General features: G+C 69.4%; 13 protein-coding genes. 2 read left to right on the forward strand and 11 right to left on the reverse strand.

The features are described 5' to 3' along the window. Nucleotides 1–61: 61 nt before the first annotated feature. The 4 genes from Bsp3421_RS23790 to Bsp3421_RS34485 all read right to left on the reverse strand — a co-directional run bounded on the left by Bsp3421_RS23790 (nucleotide 62) and on the right by Bsp3421_RS34485 (nucleotide 4397). On the reverse strand, nucleotides 62–1504 hold the full coding sequence (locus Bsp3421_RS23790; protein WP_274003947.1) for an aspartate aminotransferase family protein: 1443 nt from the start codon (nucleotides 1502–1504) through the stop codon (nucleotides 62–64). Between the two features lie 43 nt (nucleotides 1505–1547). Beyond that, nucleotides 1548–2882 (reverse strand): glutamine synthetase family protein, encoded by a 1335-nt coding sequence (locus Bsp3421_RS23795; RefSeq protein WP_274003949.1) that lies wholly within the window; start codon nucleotides 2880–2882, stop codon nucleotides 1548–1550. A 30-nt stretch (nucleotides 2883–2912) separates the two neighbouring features. After that, entirely contained in the window at nucleotides 2913–3710 is a 798-nt protein-coding gene (locus Bsp3421_RS23800) for a gamma-glutamyl-gamma-aminobutyrate hydrolase family protein (RefSeq protein WP_274003951.1), read from the reverse strand. Between the two features lie 258 nt (nucleotides 3711–3968). Continuing rightward, the gene (locus Bsp3421_RS34485; RefSeq protein WP_443111587.1) at nucleotides 3969–4397 is read right to left on the reverse strand and encodes a hypothetical protein; all 429 of its coding nucleotides are present in this window, start codon (nucleotides 4395–4397) and stop codon (nucleotides 3969–3971) included. Nucleotides 4398–4566: 169 nt separating this feature from the next. Here Bsp3421_RS34485 and Bsp3421_RS23810 point away from each other — a divergent pair, with 169 nt between their 5' ends. Both Bsp3421_RS23810 and Bsp3421_RS23815 read left to right on the forward strand, forming a co-directional pair. Then, nucleotides 4567–5118: a cupin domain-containing protein gene (locus Bsp3421_RS23810; protein WP_274003953.1), complete on the forward strand. Its 552-nt coding sequence runs from the start codon at nucleotides 4567–4569 to the stop codon at nucleotides 5116–5118. Between the two features lie 67 nt (nucleotides 5119–5185). Further along, a complete protein-coding gene (locus Bsp3421_RS23815; protein WP_274003954.1) occupies nucleotides 5186–6676 on the forward strand; it encodes an aldehyde dehydrogenase in 1491 nt (496 codons plus the stop codon). A 57-nt stretch (nucleotides 6677–6733) separates the two neighbouring features. On the opposite strand, the gene hutG is transcribed toward Bsp3421_RS23815, so the two are convergent. From hutG to hutH, 7 genes are read right to left on the reverse strand one after another with little or no spacing between them, the layout of a single operon-like run. After that, a complete protein-coding gene (hutG, locus tag Bsp3421_RS23820) occupies nucleotides 6734–7537 on the reverse strand; it encodes an N-formylglutamate deformylase (protein WP_274003956.1) in 804 nt (267 codons plus the stop codon). A gap of 53 nt (nucleotides 7538–7590) precedes the next feature. Further along, nucleotides 7591–8973 (reverse strand): formimidoylglutamate deiminase, encoded by a 1383-nt coding sequence (locus tag Bsp3421_RS23825; protein WP_274003958.1) that lies wholly within the window; start codon nucleotides 8971–8973, stop codon nucleotides 7591–7593. Between the two features lie 10 nt (nucleotides 8974–8983). Further along, on the reverse strand, nucleotides 8984–10207 hold the full coding sequence (hutI, locus tag Bsp3421_RS23830; RefSeq protein ID WP_274003959.1) for an imidazolonepropionase: 1224 nt from the start codon (nucleotides 10205–10207) through the stop codon (nucleotides 8984–8986). After that, nucleotides 10185–10865: a HutD/Ves family protein gene (locus tag Bsp3421_RS23835; protein ID WP_274003961.1), complete on the reverse strand. Its 681-nt coding sequence runs from the start codon at nucleotides 10863–10865 to the stop codon at nucleotides 10185–10187. The genes hutI and Bsp3421_RS23835 overlap by 23 nt, the downstream gene beginning before the upstream one ends. Nucleotides 10866–10869: 4 nt before the next feature. Further along, nucleotides 10870–12558, reverse strand: a complete 1689-nt coding sequence (hutU, locus tag Bsp3421_RS23840) for a urocanate hydratase (RefSeq protein ID WP_274003963.1) — start codon at nucleotides 12556–12558, stop codon at nucleotides 10870–10872. Between the two features lie 35 nt (nucleotides 12559–12593). After that, nucleotides 12594–13289, reverse strand: a complete 696-nt coding sequence (gene hutC / locus Bsp3421_RS23845) for a histidine utilization repressor (RefSeq protein ID WP_274003965.1) — start codon at nucleotides 13287–13289, stop codon at nucleotides 12594–12596. A gap of 4 nt (nucleotides 13290–13293) precedes the next feature. Beyond that, nucleotides 13294–14817 carry a histidine ammonia-lyase gene (hutH, locus tag Bsp3421_RS23850; protein WP_274003967.1) on the reverse strand — a complete coding sequence of 508 codons (1524 nt, stop codon included), beginning with the start codon at nucleotides 14815–14817 and terminating at the stop codon, nucleotides 13294–13296. Between the last annotated feature and the right edge of the window lie 214 nt (nucleotides 14818–15031).

The following is a 15031-nucleotide window of genomic DNA, read 5'->3' on the forward strand; positions in this document are numbered from 1 at the left end:
GTCGAGATCCTGTCGTTGCAGGCCGCCCGCGCGACGCGCGCCGCGCGGGAGGCCTTCGCCATTACGAAATCCCCAGTTGGGCAGCCGTCGCATCGATCGCGCGCTTCGCCTTCGCGACGATCTCGTCGACCTCCTCGGTCGACACCACGAGCGGCGGCGACAGCAGCATCCGGTCGCCCGTTGCGCGCATGATCAGCTGGCCGTTGAAGCAGTGGTCGCGGCAGATCGTGCCGACCTCGCCGCCGTTCGTGAAGCGCTCGCGCGTCTCGCGCGACGCGGCGAGCTGCAAGCCGGCGACGAGCCCCGTCCCCGCGATCTCGCCGATGAGCGGATGCCCCTCGAACGTGTCGCGCAGCCGCTGCTGGAAGTACGGGCCGATCTCGCGCTTCACGCGCTCGACCACGCCGCCGTCGCGCAGCACCTTCAGGTTCGCGACCGCCACCGCCGCCGCGACCGGATGGCCGGAATAGGTCAGCCCGTGATTGAACTCGCCGTGCGTGATCAGCGCCTGCGCGATGCGCTCGTGCAGCGCGACCGCGCCCATCGGCACGTAGCCGCTCGTCAGGCCCTTGGCGAGCGTCATCAGGTCCGGCGAAAAACCGAAATGCTGGTGCGCGAACCATTCGCCGGTGCGCCCGAAGCCGCCGATCACTTCGTCGGCGACGAGCAGCACGTCGTACTTGCGGCAGATCCGCTCGATCTCCGGCCAGTACGTCGACGGCGGGAAGATCACCCCGCCCGCGCCCTGGAACGGCTCGCCAATGAAGGCCGCGACCTGGTCCGGGCCCAGTTCGAGGATCTTCGCCTCGAGCTGGCGCGCCCGCTCCAGGCCGAACGCCTCGGGCGTCATGCCCGCCGGCGCCTCGCCGAAGAAGTACGGCTGGTCCAGATGGACGATGTGTTCGACCCGCGACGGCATCTGCTCGTGCATGTAGTCCATGCCGCCCAGCGTGGCGCCCGCGATCGTCGAGCCGTGGTAGCCGTTGCGGCGCGCGATCACGTACTTGCGCGTCGGCTGGTTCTGGGTGCGCCAGTACTGATGCACGATGCGCAGCACCGTGTCGTTGCCTTCCGAGCCGCTGTTGCAATAGAAGAAGTGCTTGAACGGCGCGGGCGTCAGCTCGGCGAGCAGCGCCGACAGCTCGATCACGGGCGGATGCGTGGTCTTGAAGAAGGTGTTGTAGAACGGCAGCTCGCGCAGCTGGCGGCTGCCGGCCTCGATCAGCTCCTCGCGGCCGTAGCCGACGTTCACGCACCAGAGGCCCGCCATGCCGTCGATGATCCGGTTGCCGTCCGAATCCCACAGATACACCCCTTCCGCCTTCACGATCACGCGGCTGCCGGCGCGGTTCAGCGCGCCCATGTCCGAGAACGGATGCAGGTGATGCGCGGCGTCGAGCGCCTGGTACTGCGCGGTGCTGCGTTGCCGGACCGCCTGCGCGGCCGGCGCGGCCTGCGCCTGATACGGTTGCACATAGGCGAATTCGCCCACTCTCGATGTCATGTCCTTCTCCTGGTCCTGGTTGCGATGCCCGGGCCGGGCCCGCTCAAACATGCAGCAGCAAGTGCCGGCGCTCCCACGAGCTGATCACGCGGAAGTACGCCTCGTATTCGGTTTCCTTCAGGGCGACATAGGCCTTCATGAATTTCTCGCCCAGCAGCTCGGCGAGCGGCGCGCACGCGCTCATCAGCGTGAGCCCCTCCTCCAGGTTGCGCGGCAGCTGGTACGGCAGGTTGTAGCCGTCGGTCGAGATCGGCTCGGTCGGCGTGAGCCCCTGCGACACGCCGAGATAGCCGGCCGCGAGCGTTCCCGCGAGCGCGATGTAGGGATTGCAGTCGACGCCCGGGATGCGGTTCTCGATGCGCCGCGCGGCCGGGCTCGCATGCGGGATCCGGAAGCCCACCGTGCGGTTGTCGTAGCCCCACTGCACGTTGATCGGCGCGGCCATGAAGCGCGACAGGCGGCGGTACGAATTGATGTACGGCGCGAAGATCGGCATCAGCGCCGGCGTGTACTTCTGCAGGCCCGCGAGGAAGTGATGGAACATCCGGGTCGGCTGGCCGTCTTCGCCCGTGAACAGGTTGCGCCCGGTCTCGGCGTCGACGATGCTCTGGTGGATGTGCATCGCGGACCCCGGCTCGTCCTCCATCGGCTTCGCCATGAAGGTCGCGTACATGTTGTGGCGCAGCGCCGCCTCGCGCACCGTGCGCTTGAACAGGAACACCTGGTCGGCGAGGCTCAGCGGATCGCCGTGCAGGAAATTGATCTCCATCTGCGCGGCGCCGACCTCGTGGATCAGCGTGTCGATGTCGAGCCCCTGCATTTCGCAGTACTCGTAGATATCCTCGAACAGCGGGTCGAATTCGTTGACGGCCTCGATCGAATACGACTGCCGGCCGGTCTCCGCGCGGCCCGTGCGGCCGATCGGCGGGCGCAGCGGCAGGTCGGGGTCCTTGTTCATGTCGACCAGATAGAACTCCAGCTCCGGCGCGACCACCGGCTTCCAGCCCTTCGCCTTGTACAGGTCGAGCACGCGGCGCAGCACGTAGCGCGGCGAGATCTCGACCGGCGTGCCGTCGAAATGCACGCAGTCGTGGATCACCTGCGCGGTCGGGTCGACGGCCCACGGGATCAGGCAGATCGTCGCAGGGTCGGGCACGCACACCATGTCGGGATCGGTCACGCCGGTCAGCGAGCCGTCCTCCGGATACTCGCCGGTGACGGTCTGCACCATCACGGCCTGCGGCAGGCGCATCGCCTCGCCGGTCTCGAACTTGTTGCGCGGGATGATCTTGCCGCGCGCGCGCCCCGCCATGTCGGGGATGATGGCTTCCACTTCGGTGATGCGATGCTGTTTCAGAAAGTCGTCTATGTCTTGCATGATCAGCCTCTTTGAATTGGCGTCGACGGCTTACGCGCGCGCCGTGGTGCCCACGGCCTGCGCGGCCGTCGAGCGCATTCGGGCGCGGCATGCCGCGCCGAACGCCGCGAAGATTTCCCGGGACAGCGGATTGCCCGCGAACTGCCACTCCGGGTGCCATTGCACGCCGAGCACGAAGCCGCGCGCAGCGGGCATGCTGACCGCCTCGACGAGACCGTCGGGGGCCCGCGCATCGACCGCGAGGCCCGCGCCGAGACGCGCGAGGCCCTGCCCGTGCAGCGAATTGACCCGCGCCTCGGCCGCGCCGCCCGCGATGCGCTGCAACAGCCCGCCCGGCGTGAGCCGGATCGTGTGCGCGGGACCGTATTGCGCGTCGAGCGGTTCGTCCCGGTCTTCACGGTGATCGGCGTAGCCGTCCACCGCATGCACCTGCTGATGCAGCGTGCCGCCCAGCGCGACGTTCAGCTCCTGCAGGCCGCGGCAGATCGCGAGCACCGGCACCCCGGCGTCGAGCGCCGCGCGCAGCAGCGGCAAGGCGGTCGCGTCGCGCTCGGGATCGTGCAGCGTGCCCGGCTCGCTCGCGCCGCCGCCGTAGCGCGCCGGCTCGACATTCGAATAGTTGCCGGTGAACAGCAGCCCGTCGACCAGCGCGAGCAACGCGTGCGCGGGTTGCCGCTCGCCGAGCGCCGGCAGCACGATCGCGAGCGCCTGCGCACCCTCGACGACGGCCGTGAGGTACTTCTCGCCCGCCTTGTGGACGGGGTGCGGGCCGATCACCATGCGGTCGGCGCACACCCCGACCACGGGCCGGCCGGTTCGATCAGTCATGAGGACTCCTCCGGTTTGACGGAAGCAACGGCCGCGCGCTGACGCGCTTTCTCCGTTGCGATCAAGGGGACGGCGCGGCGCGCGGGCGAACGCCCGCCGCGCGCCATCGCGATTCGGTCTGGAAAGCGGTGCGCCGCGCGACGCTCCCAACCCGCTCGCGCCGCGAACGACGCGCGAGCGCGACGCACACGGCCCGGCCCCATGCATGCGCATGGGCACGGCGGGAACGGCGGATCGGACGGCGGGCGGAGAGAGGCGCTAGGGCAACAGCGACGCGACGTCGTCGCAGTGCACGGCAATGAAGGCGCGGGCGGCCACGACGTTGTAGCGGCGCACGCAGCGGCGGGACAGGATGGCGTAGATAGACAGGCTTGGGCTAGCGAGATGCTTGCCGCAGCTGCCGTCGTCGCAGGGCTCGGCGGCATGCGGAAGATCCGCCTGCCGACTTCGATCCCATCTGACCAAGGGGCCTTGGACTCTCACGATCACACTCGTCTGGCTGTTTAAAGTATTGAACGTCCCGGCATGCGGTGCGAACAGCCTGGCACCGTGGACCGGCCCGTCGGCGCGCCGTCGCTGCCGGGAAGCCTTGCCATCGCCCAGGTGCGGGATGGCGTTTTGACGGGCCTCAACATCGACATGACGACTTGCTGACATCCAGCTTAACTGATTCAAAAATGCCGTCAATTCCGTTTCAAAAATACCCGCTCAGTGTTTTCCCCTAAAGGCGGCGCGTCACGACTGCTTAAAATATTCGACAATTCGGATGCCGACGGAAATGCTGCGGTGCACGCGTTTTCCTTTATGCGGGGTCCGAAACGTCTCTTTCCATGCGGGTCATATCCGGGGTCGCACGATGTCCGTCGAAGTCGCCACGCGTCTGCAATACATTCGAAAAAAGCACGGCCTGTCGCAGCGCGAACTCGCGAAGCGCGCGGGCGTCACGAACGGCACGATCTCGCTGATCGAGCAGAATCGCGTGAGTCCGTCGGTGGGCTCGCTGAAGAAGCTGCTCGAATGCATCCCGATGAGCCTCGCCGAATTCTTCACGTTCGAGATCGAAGAGAGCCGCGCGATCGTGTCGCGTCGCGACGAGATGCCGAACCTCGGCAACGATGCGATCCGCCTCTATCTCGCCGGCGCGGCGAACCGCGACCGCACGATCGGCATCATGCGCGAGGTCTACGAGCCGCTCGCCGACACCGGCCCCGACATGCTGCAGCACGCAGGCCACGAAGGCGGCGTGGTCGTCAGCGGCGCGATCGAGCTGACGGTCGCCGGCACCACCTGGCGGCTCGATCCGGGCGACAGTTACTACTTCGAGAGCCGCCTGCCCCACCGTTTCCGCAATCCGAGCGCGGAGCACCGCTGCGAGATCGTGTCGGCCAATTCGCCGCCGACCTTCTGAGCGACGCGCCCGGGCATCACGGCGCGCGGGCCGTCCGCGCCGCGCGCCCCAACCACGAGGCATACCGATGAGCAAGACACTCGCATACTGGCAGGATCTGGCCGCATCGCTGAGGTTCGAAGGACGCGCCTTCATCGACGGCGCCTATCGCGACGCGGCCTCGGGCCGCCGCTTCGACTGCGTGAGCCCGATCGACGGCCGCGCGCTCGCGACGATCGCCGACAGCGGCGCGGCCGACGTCGACGCCGCCGTGGCCGCCGCGCGCCGCGCCTTCGAGGCCGGCGTCTGGGCCGGGCTCAATCCGCGCGAACGCAAGGCCGTGCTGCTGCGCTGGGCCGCCCTGCTGCGCGCGCATCAGGATCAGCTCGCGTTGCTCGAAACGCTCGACGCGGGCAAGCCGATCGGCGACACCACCACCGTCGACGTGCCCGGCGCGATCTATTGCATCGAGTGGTACGCGGAGGCGATCGACAAGCTCGGCGGCGAGGTCGCGCCGGCCGACCATCACCTCGTCGGGCTCGTCACGCGGGAGCCGGTCGGCGTGGTGGCCGCGGTGGTGCCGTGGAATTTCCCGCTGCTGATGGCCGCGTGGAAGTTCGCGCCCGCGCTCGCGGCGGGCAACAGCGTCGTGCTGAAGCCGTCGGAGAAATCGCCGTTGACCGCGCTGCGGATCGCGCAGCTCGCGCACGAGGCGGGCATCCCGGCCGGCGTGTTCAACGTGGTGCCGGGCGGCGGCGAACCCGGCAAGCTGCTCGCGCTGCATCGCGACGTCGACTGCCTCGCGTTCACGGGCTCGACCGCGGTCGGCAAGCTGATCATGCAATACGCGGGGCAATCGAACCTGAAGCGCGTGTGGCTCGAACTGGGCGGCAAGTCGCCGAACATCGTGCTGCCCGACTGTCCGGATCTCGACCGCGCGGCGCGCGCGGCGGCGGGCGCGATCTTCTACAACATGGGCGAGATGTGCACGGCCGGCTCGCGGCTGCTCGTGCATCGCGACATCCGCGACGCGTTCGTCGCGCGCCTGCTCGATGCGGCGCGCGCCTACACGCCCGGCAATCCGCTCGATCCCGCGACCTCGATGGGCGCGATCGTCGATGCGACCCAGCTCGAACGCGTGCTCGGCTACATCGAGGCGGGCCGCGCGGAAGCGACGCTGCTCGCGGGCGGTGCGCGGGTCAGGCAGGACAGCGGCGGCTTCTACGTGGAACCGACGGTGTTCGAGGTGCCGGACGCCGATGCGCGGATCGCGCGCGAGGAGATCTTCGGGCCGGTGCTGTCGATGATCGTGTTCGATACGTTGGACGACGCGATCCGCATCGCGAACGACAGCGACTATGGTCTCGCGGCCGCGGTGTGGACCGCGGACCTGACGACGGCGCACGAGGTGTCGCGGCGGCTGCGCGCGGGCACCGTGTGGGTGAACTGCTATGACGAGGGCGGCGACATGAATTTCCCGTTCGGCGGCTACAAGCAGTCGGGCAACGGCCGCGACAAGTCGCTGCACGCGCTCGAGAAATACACCGAACTGAAGTCGACGCTGATCCGGCTGCGATGAGGCGAGGCGCGCCGCGCGGCTCGACAGCCGCCGGCGCGCCGTCGACCGGACGCGACCTCAGTGCCGCGCGAGCGCGGTGGTGACGAGCGCTTCGAGGATCGGCGTGATGCGCGCGGCCTTCGCTTCGTCGTACGCGTAGGGCCGCGCCTCTTCCATGTAGGTGTCCTGCACGAGTTCGAGCTGGACCGCCTGGACGCCGGTTTCCGGCGCGCCGTAGTGGCGCGTGATGTAGCCGCCCTTGAAGCGGCCGTTCGCGACCGACGTGTAGCCGCCGTGCGCGCGGACCACCTCGGCCAGCGTCTCGGCAAGCCCTGTCACGGCGCTCGCGCCGTTCGACGTGCCGAAATTGAAGTCCGTCAGCCGGCCGTCGAAGAAGCGCGGCACGTGCGAGCGGATCGAGTGCGCCTCCCACAGCAGCACCCGCCCGTGCACGGCCTTCAGGCGCGCCAGTTCTTCGGCGAGCGCGTCGTGATAAGGCTGCCAGTACAGCGCGCGCCGACGCGCGACCTCGGCCGCATCCGGAACCGCGCCGTCCGGGTACAACGGCGTCTTGTCGAACGTGTCGACGGGCACGAGCCCCGTGGTGTCCTGGCCCGGATAGAGATTCTCGTCGTCGGGCGGCCGGTTCAGGTCGACCACGTAGCGCGCGTGCGCCGGCACCAGCACCGACGCGCCCAGCGTCTTCGCGAAGCCGTACAGCCGCTCCAGGTGCCAGTCGCAATCGTCGACGTGCCGCGCGACCGGGGTCATGGTCGCGGCGATCTCGTCGGGCACGGCCGTGCCCGCATGCGGAATCGAGATCAGCATCGGCAGGCTGCCGCGCTGCAACGAGAAAACCGGTGGATGGGATGCGGAACTCATGATCGTCAACCTCTTGAATGGAAAACCGGGGCCCCGCGGCCCCGGTTGCGACGTCAGCGCAGCAGCTCGGCGAGCGCCGCGCGATAGGCCGCGTAGGCGCGCCCCTCGTCGCGGTGGCGACGCGCGCTCACGACCTGCGCGCCGCCCGTATAGACATCGAATACCGGCGTATCGCCATGCTCGGCGAACACCACGCCCGACAGCCAGGTCTCGCGGCCATGCTCGGCGATCGCGGGATGATCGGGGTCCAGCACGAGCCAGTCGGCGCGCGCGCCGACGCGCAGCGCACCCACCGCGCGGCCGCTCGCGAGCGCCCCGCCGTGCAACGAGGCCGCGTACAGCCGATCGGCCACATGAGTATGCGCCGAATCGGCCAGCACGTTGCGCTCGCGCCGCGCGAGCCGCTGCCCGTACTCGAAGAGCCGCAATTCCGAACGCCAGTCGACGGCCGCATGGCTGTCCGAGCCGATGCCGATCACGCCGCCCTGCGCGAGATAGTCGACGGCCGGGAACAGGCCGTCGCCCAGGTTCGCCTCGGTGGTCGGGCACAGGCCGGCGACCGCGCCGGAGCGCGCGAGCGCGGCGGTCTCGGCCGCATCGAGATGGGTCGCGTGCACGAGGCACCAGCGCGCGTCGACGCCGAAGCGGTCGAGCAGCCACTGCACCGGCCGCGCGCCGTAGGCCGCCACGCAATCGTCGACTTCCGCGGTCTGCTCGGCGATGTGGATATGGACCGGCGCATCGCCGGGCAAGCCGTCGAGCAGCGTGCGCAGCCCCGCCTCCGACACCGCGCGCAGCGAATGCGGCGCGACGCCGTAGCGCAGGCCCGCATGCTCGGGCGCGTCGCGGCGCAGGCCGTCGAGCAGCGCGAGCAAGGCCTCGGACGTGTTGATGAAGCGGCGCTGGTCGTCGCGCGGCGGCCGCGCGCCGAACCCGCTGTAGGTGTACGCGACGGGCAGCATGGTGATGCCGATGCCCGCGTCGCCCGCGGCCCCGACCACCCGCAGCGCGAGTTCCGCGGGCCGCGCATAGCGAGCGCCGTCGGGGGCGTGGTGTACGTAGTGGAACTCGCACACCGACGTATAGCCGCACTTGAGCATCTCGACGTACAGCCAGCGCGCGATCGCCGCGAGCGCATCGGGCGTGAGCCGCAGCGCGAAGCGGTACATCAGGTCGCGCCAGCTCCAGAACGTATCGGACGGATTCGCGCGATATTCGGTCAGGCCCGCCATCGCACGCTGGAATGCGTGCGAATGCAGGTTCGGCATGCCGGGCAGCAGCGGGCCGTGCGCGCGCGCGACGCCGGCGGGCGCCGTCGCATCGGGCCGCACCTCGCGCAGCGTGCCGGTCTCGTCCCAGCGCAGCAGGACATTGCGCCGCCAGCCCTCCGGCAGATAGGCATCGGCGGCGAACAGCATCGAATCGCTCATGATCATTCCTGTCGGGTCACGCGGCGGACCGCTGGTAGACGGTGACGCCGCCCTTCACGACGCGTTCGCACAAGGGCCGGCCGAACCAGTAGGCCAGCTCGGCGAGGCTCGCCACCGGCCACACCGCGAAGTCGGCCTGGCGGCCCGCGGCGAGTTGCCCGTGCCGCGCGCCCTGGCCCAGCGCCGCGGCCGCATGGCGCGTGACGCCCAGCAGCACCTCCGGCACCGTCATGCGGAACAGCGTGCAGGCGAGATTGAGCGTCAGCAGCAGCGAGGTCAGCGGCGAGGTGCCCGGGTTGTGGTCGGTCGCGAGCGCGATCGGCACCCGGTGCTTGCGCAACAGGTCGAGCGGCGGCAATTGCGTCTCGCGAATGAAGTAGTACGCGCCCGGCAGCAGCACCGCGACGGTGCCCGCGGCCTTCATGGCCTCGACGCCGGCCTCGTCGAGGAATTCGAGGTGATCGGCCGACAGCGCGCGGTAACGCGCGGCCAGCGCGGTGCCGCCGCCGTTCGACAGCTGCTCCGCATGCATCTTGACGGGCAGCCCGCGCCGGGCGGCCGCTTCGAAGACGCGCTCGCTCTGCGCGAGCGAGAAGCCGATCCGCTCGCAGAACACGTCGACCGCATCGACGAGCCCTTCGTCCGCGAGCGCCGGCAGCATCCGTTCGCACACCTCGTCGATATACGCGTCGGCGCGCCCCGCGTACTCGGGCGGCAGCGCATGCGCGCCGAGGAACGTGGTGTAGACGGCGACGGGAAAGCGTTCGCCCAGCTGCCGCGCGACGCGCAGCATCTTGCGCTCGCTCGCGAGGTCGAGCCCGTAGCCGGACTTGATCTCGATCGCCGTGACGCCCTCGGACAGCAGCGGTTGCAGGCGCGCGGCGGCCTGCGCGAACAGCTGCGCCTCGTCGGCCTCGCGCGTGGCGCGCACCGTCGAGACGATGCCGCCGCCGCGCCGCGCGACTTCCTCGTAGCTCGCGCCCGCGAGCCGCAGCGCGAATTCGTCGGCGCGCTGCCCGCCATAGATCAGGTGGGTATGGCAGTCGACCAGGCCGGGCGTGACCCAGGCGCCGCCGAGGTCTTCGTGCGGCCAGTGCGCATAGCCGTCGGGCAGCGCCGCGCGCGGCCCGAGCCAGGCAATCGTGCCGTCGCCCTGGACGGCGAGCGCCGCGTCGTCGATCGTGTCGTCGGGGTCGCCCTGCGGGCACAGCTTCAGGTTATGCCAGAGAATCGGTTTCATGCGGTCGTGCGGTTGCAGTTGGATTCACGCGCGTCACGCGGACCGCGAGCAGCGTGCCCTCGCCGCGGACCGCGCAGGACGCGTCCGCCGCCGGAGCGTCGATCCGCAGCGTATCGAACGGATACAGCGTGTACGACTCGGCGCCGCCGTCGAGCGCGACGGCCAGCTCGCCCGCGACGCAGAACAGCAGCACGGTGTCGGCGTCGAGCCGCTCGCGCGCCCCGCCGCACCAGATCGCCACGTCGCCGCGCGCCAGCTCGCGCCGCACCATCAGGTTGAAATCGCGGGTCGGCCCGTCGTGCAGTTCGGCCCGCAGCGCCATTTCGCCGGCGAACGCGAGCCGGTCGAGCGGCCGCGCGAGCACGTGGCGCGCGCCGCCCTCCTCCACGAGCGTCATGCCCGCGCCCGACAGCAGCACCAGCGTGCGATCCACGCCGTCGAAGCGCGAGAACGGCCCCGGCTGCGCGACGTCCGCGACGCTCACGCGCCAGCTGAACGCGTCGAAGGTTGTGGCGGCGGCCGATGCCGCGGCCGCGGCCGCGGGCCGGCCGTCCGGCCCGCCCGCCGCGATCTCGCGCGTCACGCCGCCGCCGTTCTTCCACGGCGTCGCGACCAGCGCCTCCGCGCGGATCAGCGTCGTAGAGGACGTGGCAGCCATGCGCTCAGCGGCCGAGCATCGGCAGCTTGAGACCGGCTTCGCGCGCGGTCTCCTGCGCGAGTTCGTAGCCGGCGTCCGCGTGGCGCATCACGCCCGTCGCGGGATCGTTGAACAGCACGCGCTCGACGCGCCGCGCCGCGGCGTCGGTGCCATCGCAGACGATCACCACGCCCGAATGCTGCGAGAAGCCCATGCCCACCCCGCCGCCATGATGCAGCGACACCCAGGTCGCGCCGCCCGCCGTATTGAGCAGCGCATTCAGCAGCGGCCAATCGCTGACGGCGTCGGAGCCGTCCTTCATCGATTCGGTCTCGCGGTTCGGGCTCGCGACCGAGCCGGTGTCGAGGTGGTCGCGGCCGATCACGACGGGCGCCTTCAGCTCGCCCGACTTGACCATCTCGTTGAACGCGAGGCCGAGACGATAGCGGTCCTTCACGCCAACCCAGCAGATCCGCGCGGGCAGGCCCTGGAACGCAATGCGTTCGCGCGCCATGTCGAGCCAGTTGTGCAGGTGCGGATCGTCCGGGATCAGTTCCTTGACCTTCGCGTCGGTCTTGTAGATGTCTTCCGGATCCCCCGACAGCGCCACCCAGCGGAACGGCCCCTTGCCTTCGCAGAACAGCGGACGGATATAGGCCGGCACGAAGCCCGGGAAGTCGAACGCGTTCTCGACCCCCATCTCGAGCGCCATCTGGCGGATGTTGTTGCCGTAGTCGAGGGTCGCCGCGCCGCGCTGCTGCAGCGTGAGCATCGCGCGCACCTGCGCGGCCATCGAGGTCTTCGCCGCATGGACGATGCAGCCCGGATCGACCTTCTGGCTCTCGCGCCACTGGTCGACGGTCCAGCCCTGCGGCAGATAGCCGTGCACCGGATCGTGCGCGCTCGTCTGGTCGGTCACGCAATCGGGCGTGATGCCGCGCGCGACGCATTCGGCGAACACGTCGGCCGCGTTGCCGAGCAGGCCGACCGACACCGGCTTGCCGGCGCGCTTCGCGTCCTCGACGATCGCGAGCGCTTCGTCGAGCGTGCGCGCCTTCTTGTCGACATAGCGGGTCTTCATGCGGAAATCGATGCGCGACTCGTCGCATTCGACGGCGATCATCGAGAAGCCCGCCATCGTCGCGGCGAGCGGCTGCGCGCCGCCCATTCCGCCGAGGCCGCCCGTCAGGATCCAGCGGCCGCTCGGGTCGCCGTTGAAATGCTGGTTCGCGACCGCGAAGAAGGTTTCGTACGTGCCCTGCACGATGCCCTGGCTGCCGATGTAGATCCAGCTGCCGGCCGTCATCTGGCCGTACATCATGAGGCCCTTGCGGTCCAGCTCGTTGAAGTGCTCCCAGTTGGCCCAGTGCGGCACCAGGTTCGAGTTCGCGAGCAGCACGCGCGGCGCGTCGGCATGCGTGCGGAACACGCCGACCGGCTTGCCCGACTGCACGAGCAGCGTCTCGTCGTCGTTCAGGTCCTTCAGCGACGCGAGGATCTGGTCGTAGCAATCCCAGTTGCGCGCCGCGCGGCCGATGCCGCCGTACACGACGAGCGCATGCGGATGCTCGGCGACCTCTGGATCGAGATTGTTCTGAATCATCCGGTAGGCCGCTTCCGTCAGCCAGCTCTTGCAGGTCTTGACGTTGCCGCGCGGCGCGCGGATCACGCGGGTGGGATCGAGGCGAGGATCGATGTGTTTCGGATGATTCATGACGGCTTGCTCCCGCAGGGAAAAAAAGACGGTTCTCAGAAATGTCCGGTGAAGCGATAACGGCTGCCCGGGTGCCACAGATTCACGACCGATGCCACGACGCCCTGCGACCAGGTTCGGCGATGCAGCACGAGACACGGCTCGGTGTCGCTCATCTCGAGGTGCTCGCGCATCGCCTTGTCCGGCGTCGCGGCCTCGATCCGGTACTCGACGCGCTGCAGCGGCGCGGCGCGCATCAGGTACTGGTTCGGCGTGACGTGCGTGAAATCCTGGTCCGCGTAGTCCGCCGCGACGGCCGGATTGACCCAGCGTTCCTCCAACTGCACGGGCTCGTCGTTCTCGTAGTGCAGCACCATCGAGCGGAAGATCCGCGCATGCAGCGCGACCTGCATCTCGTCGGCAAGCGCCTCGTCGGCCTTCATCGTGACGAGGTCGAGCACGCGCGCATGGTGCCGGTGCCCGCGCGCGTCGATCTCGTCGGAGATGCTGCGGATCGCGACCAGCGTCGATTCGTACTTGGGCCGCGCGACGAAGGTGCCCGCCCCCTGGATCCGGGTCAGCACCTGCTCGGCCGTCAGCTCGCGCAGTGCGCGATTGACGGTCATCCGCGCGACCTTGAACTCGCGCGCCAGCTCATTCTCGGACGGCACCTGATCGCCCTCCGCCCATTCGCCGGCGTGGATGCGTTCGAGGATGAAATCCTTGATTTCCTGATAGGCGGGCGTGTTCATCGCGTCACTGTTCCGATTCGAACGACAGCGGGCTGTGCGCGGCGAATGCGCCCGCCTGCACGAGACGCGCGATCGCGGCGATGTCCGGCGCGAAGTAGTGGTCGAGATCGTAGTGCGCGACCTCGGCGCGGATCGTCTTCATCACGCGGTCGAGCGCGGGGCTCGTCTCGCGCGGCGCGCGCAGGTCGACGCCCTGGGCGGCGGCGAGCAGCTCGATCGCCAGGATGTACTGGGTGTTGTCGGCGATGTCGGCGAGCTTGCGCGCGGCGAAGGTCGCCATCGACACGTGGTCTTCCTGGTTCGCCGAGGTCGGCAGCGAATCGACCGAGGCCGGATGCGCGAGCGTCTTGTTCTCGGACGCGAGCGCGGCCGCCGTCACGTGCGCGATCATGAAGCCGGAATTCACGCCGCCATCCTTGACCAGGAACGGCGGCAGGCCCGACAGCGTCGCGTCGATCAGCAGCGCGATGCGGCGTTCCGCGAGCGCGCCGATCTCGGCCGCCGCGAGCGCGAGGTTGTCGGCTGCGAATGCGACCGGCTCCGCGTGGAAATTGCCGCCCGACAGGACTTCGCCCGTGTCCGGGAAGATCAGCGGGTTGTCCGACACCGCGTTCGCCTCGATGAGCAGCACCGACGCCGCGTGGCGCATCTGGTCGAGACACGCGCCCATCACCTGAGGCTGGCAGCGCAGGCTGTACGGATCCTGCACCTTGTCGCAATCGCGGTGCGACAGGTTGATGTCCGAACCTTCGAGCAGCGCGCGATACGCGGCCGCCGCCTCGATCTGGCCGCGATGGCCGCGCAGTTCGTGGATGCGCGCGTCGAACGGCTTCACGGAGCCCGCCGCCGCGTCGACCGACAGCGCGCCGGCCACCAGCCCGGTGCGGTACAGGTCCTCGATCGCGAACAGGTTGTTGAGCGCGAGCGCCGTGGACGCCTGCGTGCCGTTCAGGAGCGCGAGCCCTTCCTTCGCCTGCAGCGTGAGCGGTTCGAGACCCGCGACGCGCAGCCCGTCGACGGCGCTCGCGCGCTCGCCGCGGATGAACACCTCGCCGATGCCGAGCAGCACGGCCGACATGTGCGCGAGCGGCGCGAGGTCGCCCGATGCGCCGACCGAACCCTTGACCGGGATCAGCGGCAGCACGTCGGCGTTGAACAGCGTGACGAGCGCCTCCATCACGACGCGGCGGATACCCGAATGGCCGCGCCCCATGCTCGACAGCTTGAGCGCCATCAGCAGCCTCACGACGGGCAGCGCCATCGGCTCGCCCACGCCCACCGCATGCGACAGCACCAGATTGCGCTGCAGCAGCTCGAGCTGGTCGTGCGGGATGTGGGTGCTCGCGAGCCGGCCGAACCCCGTGTTGATGCCGTAGGCCGGCTCGCCCTTCGCGGCGATGGCCTCCACCGCCTGCGCACAGCGGTCGATCGCGGCGTGGCTCGCGGGATCGAGCACGATCCGCACCTGTTCGCGGGCGATCCGGCGCAGTTGCGGGAGGGTCAGGTGGCCTGGGGTCAGCGTGATCATGAAAGCGTCCTGTCTATACAAGTGTTCGGGTGACTGAAGTGTAGAGTCACGAGCTTGTATAGACAACTTGTTTTTGCGCTTTCGAAGGTCGGGAATTTCCCTTAGATCGATCTCGCGCGGACAGGCGAAGGACCGGGTGGAAGCACGCCGGGGGCCCACCGGCGCGGCGTGCGCGCCACCGTCATGGAAGGGCCGGATCGGGGGAAATCAGCGC

Source organism: Burkholderia sp. FERM BP-3421, from assembly GCF_028657905.1.
Classification (GTDB): Bacteria; Pseudomonadota; Gammaproteobacteria; order Burkholderiales; family Burkholderiaceae; genus Burkholderia.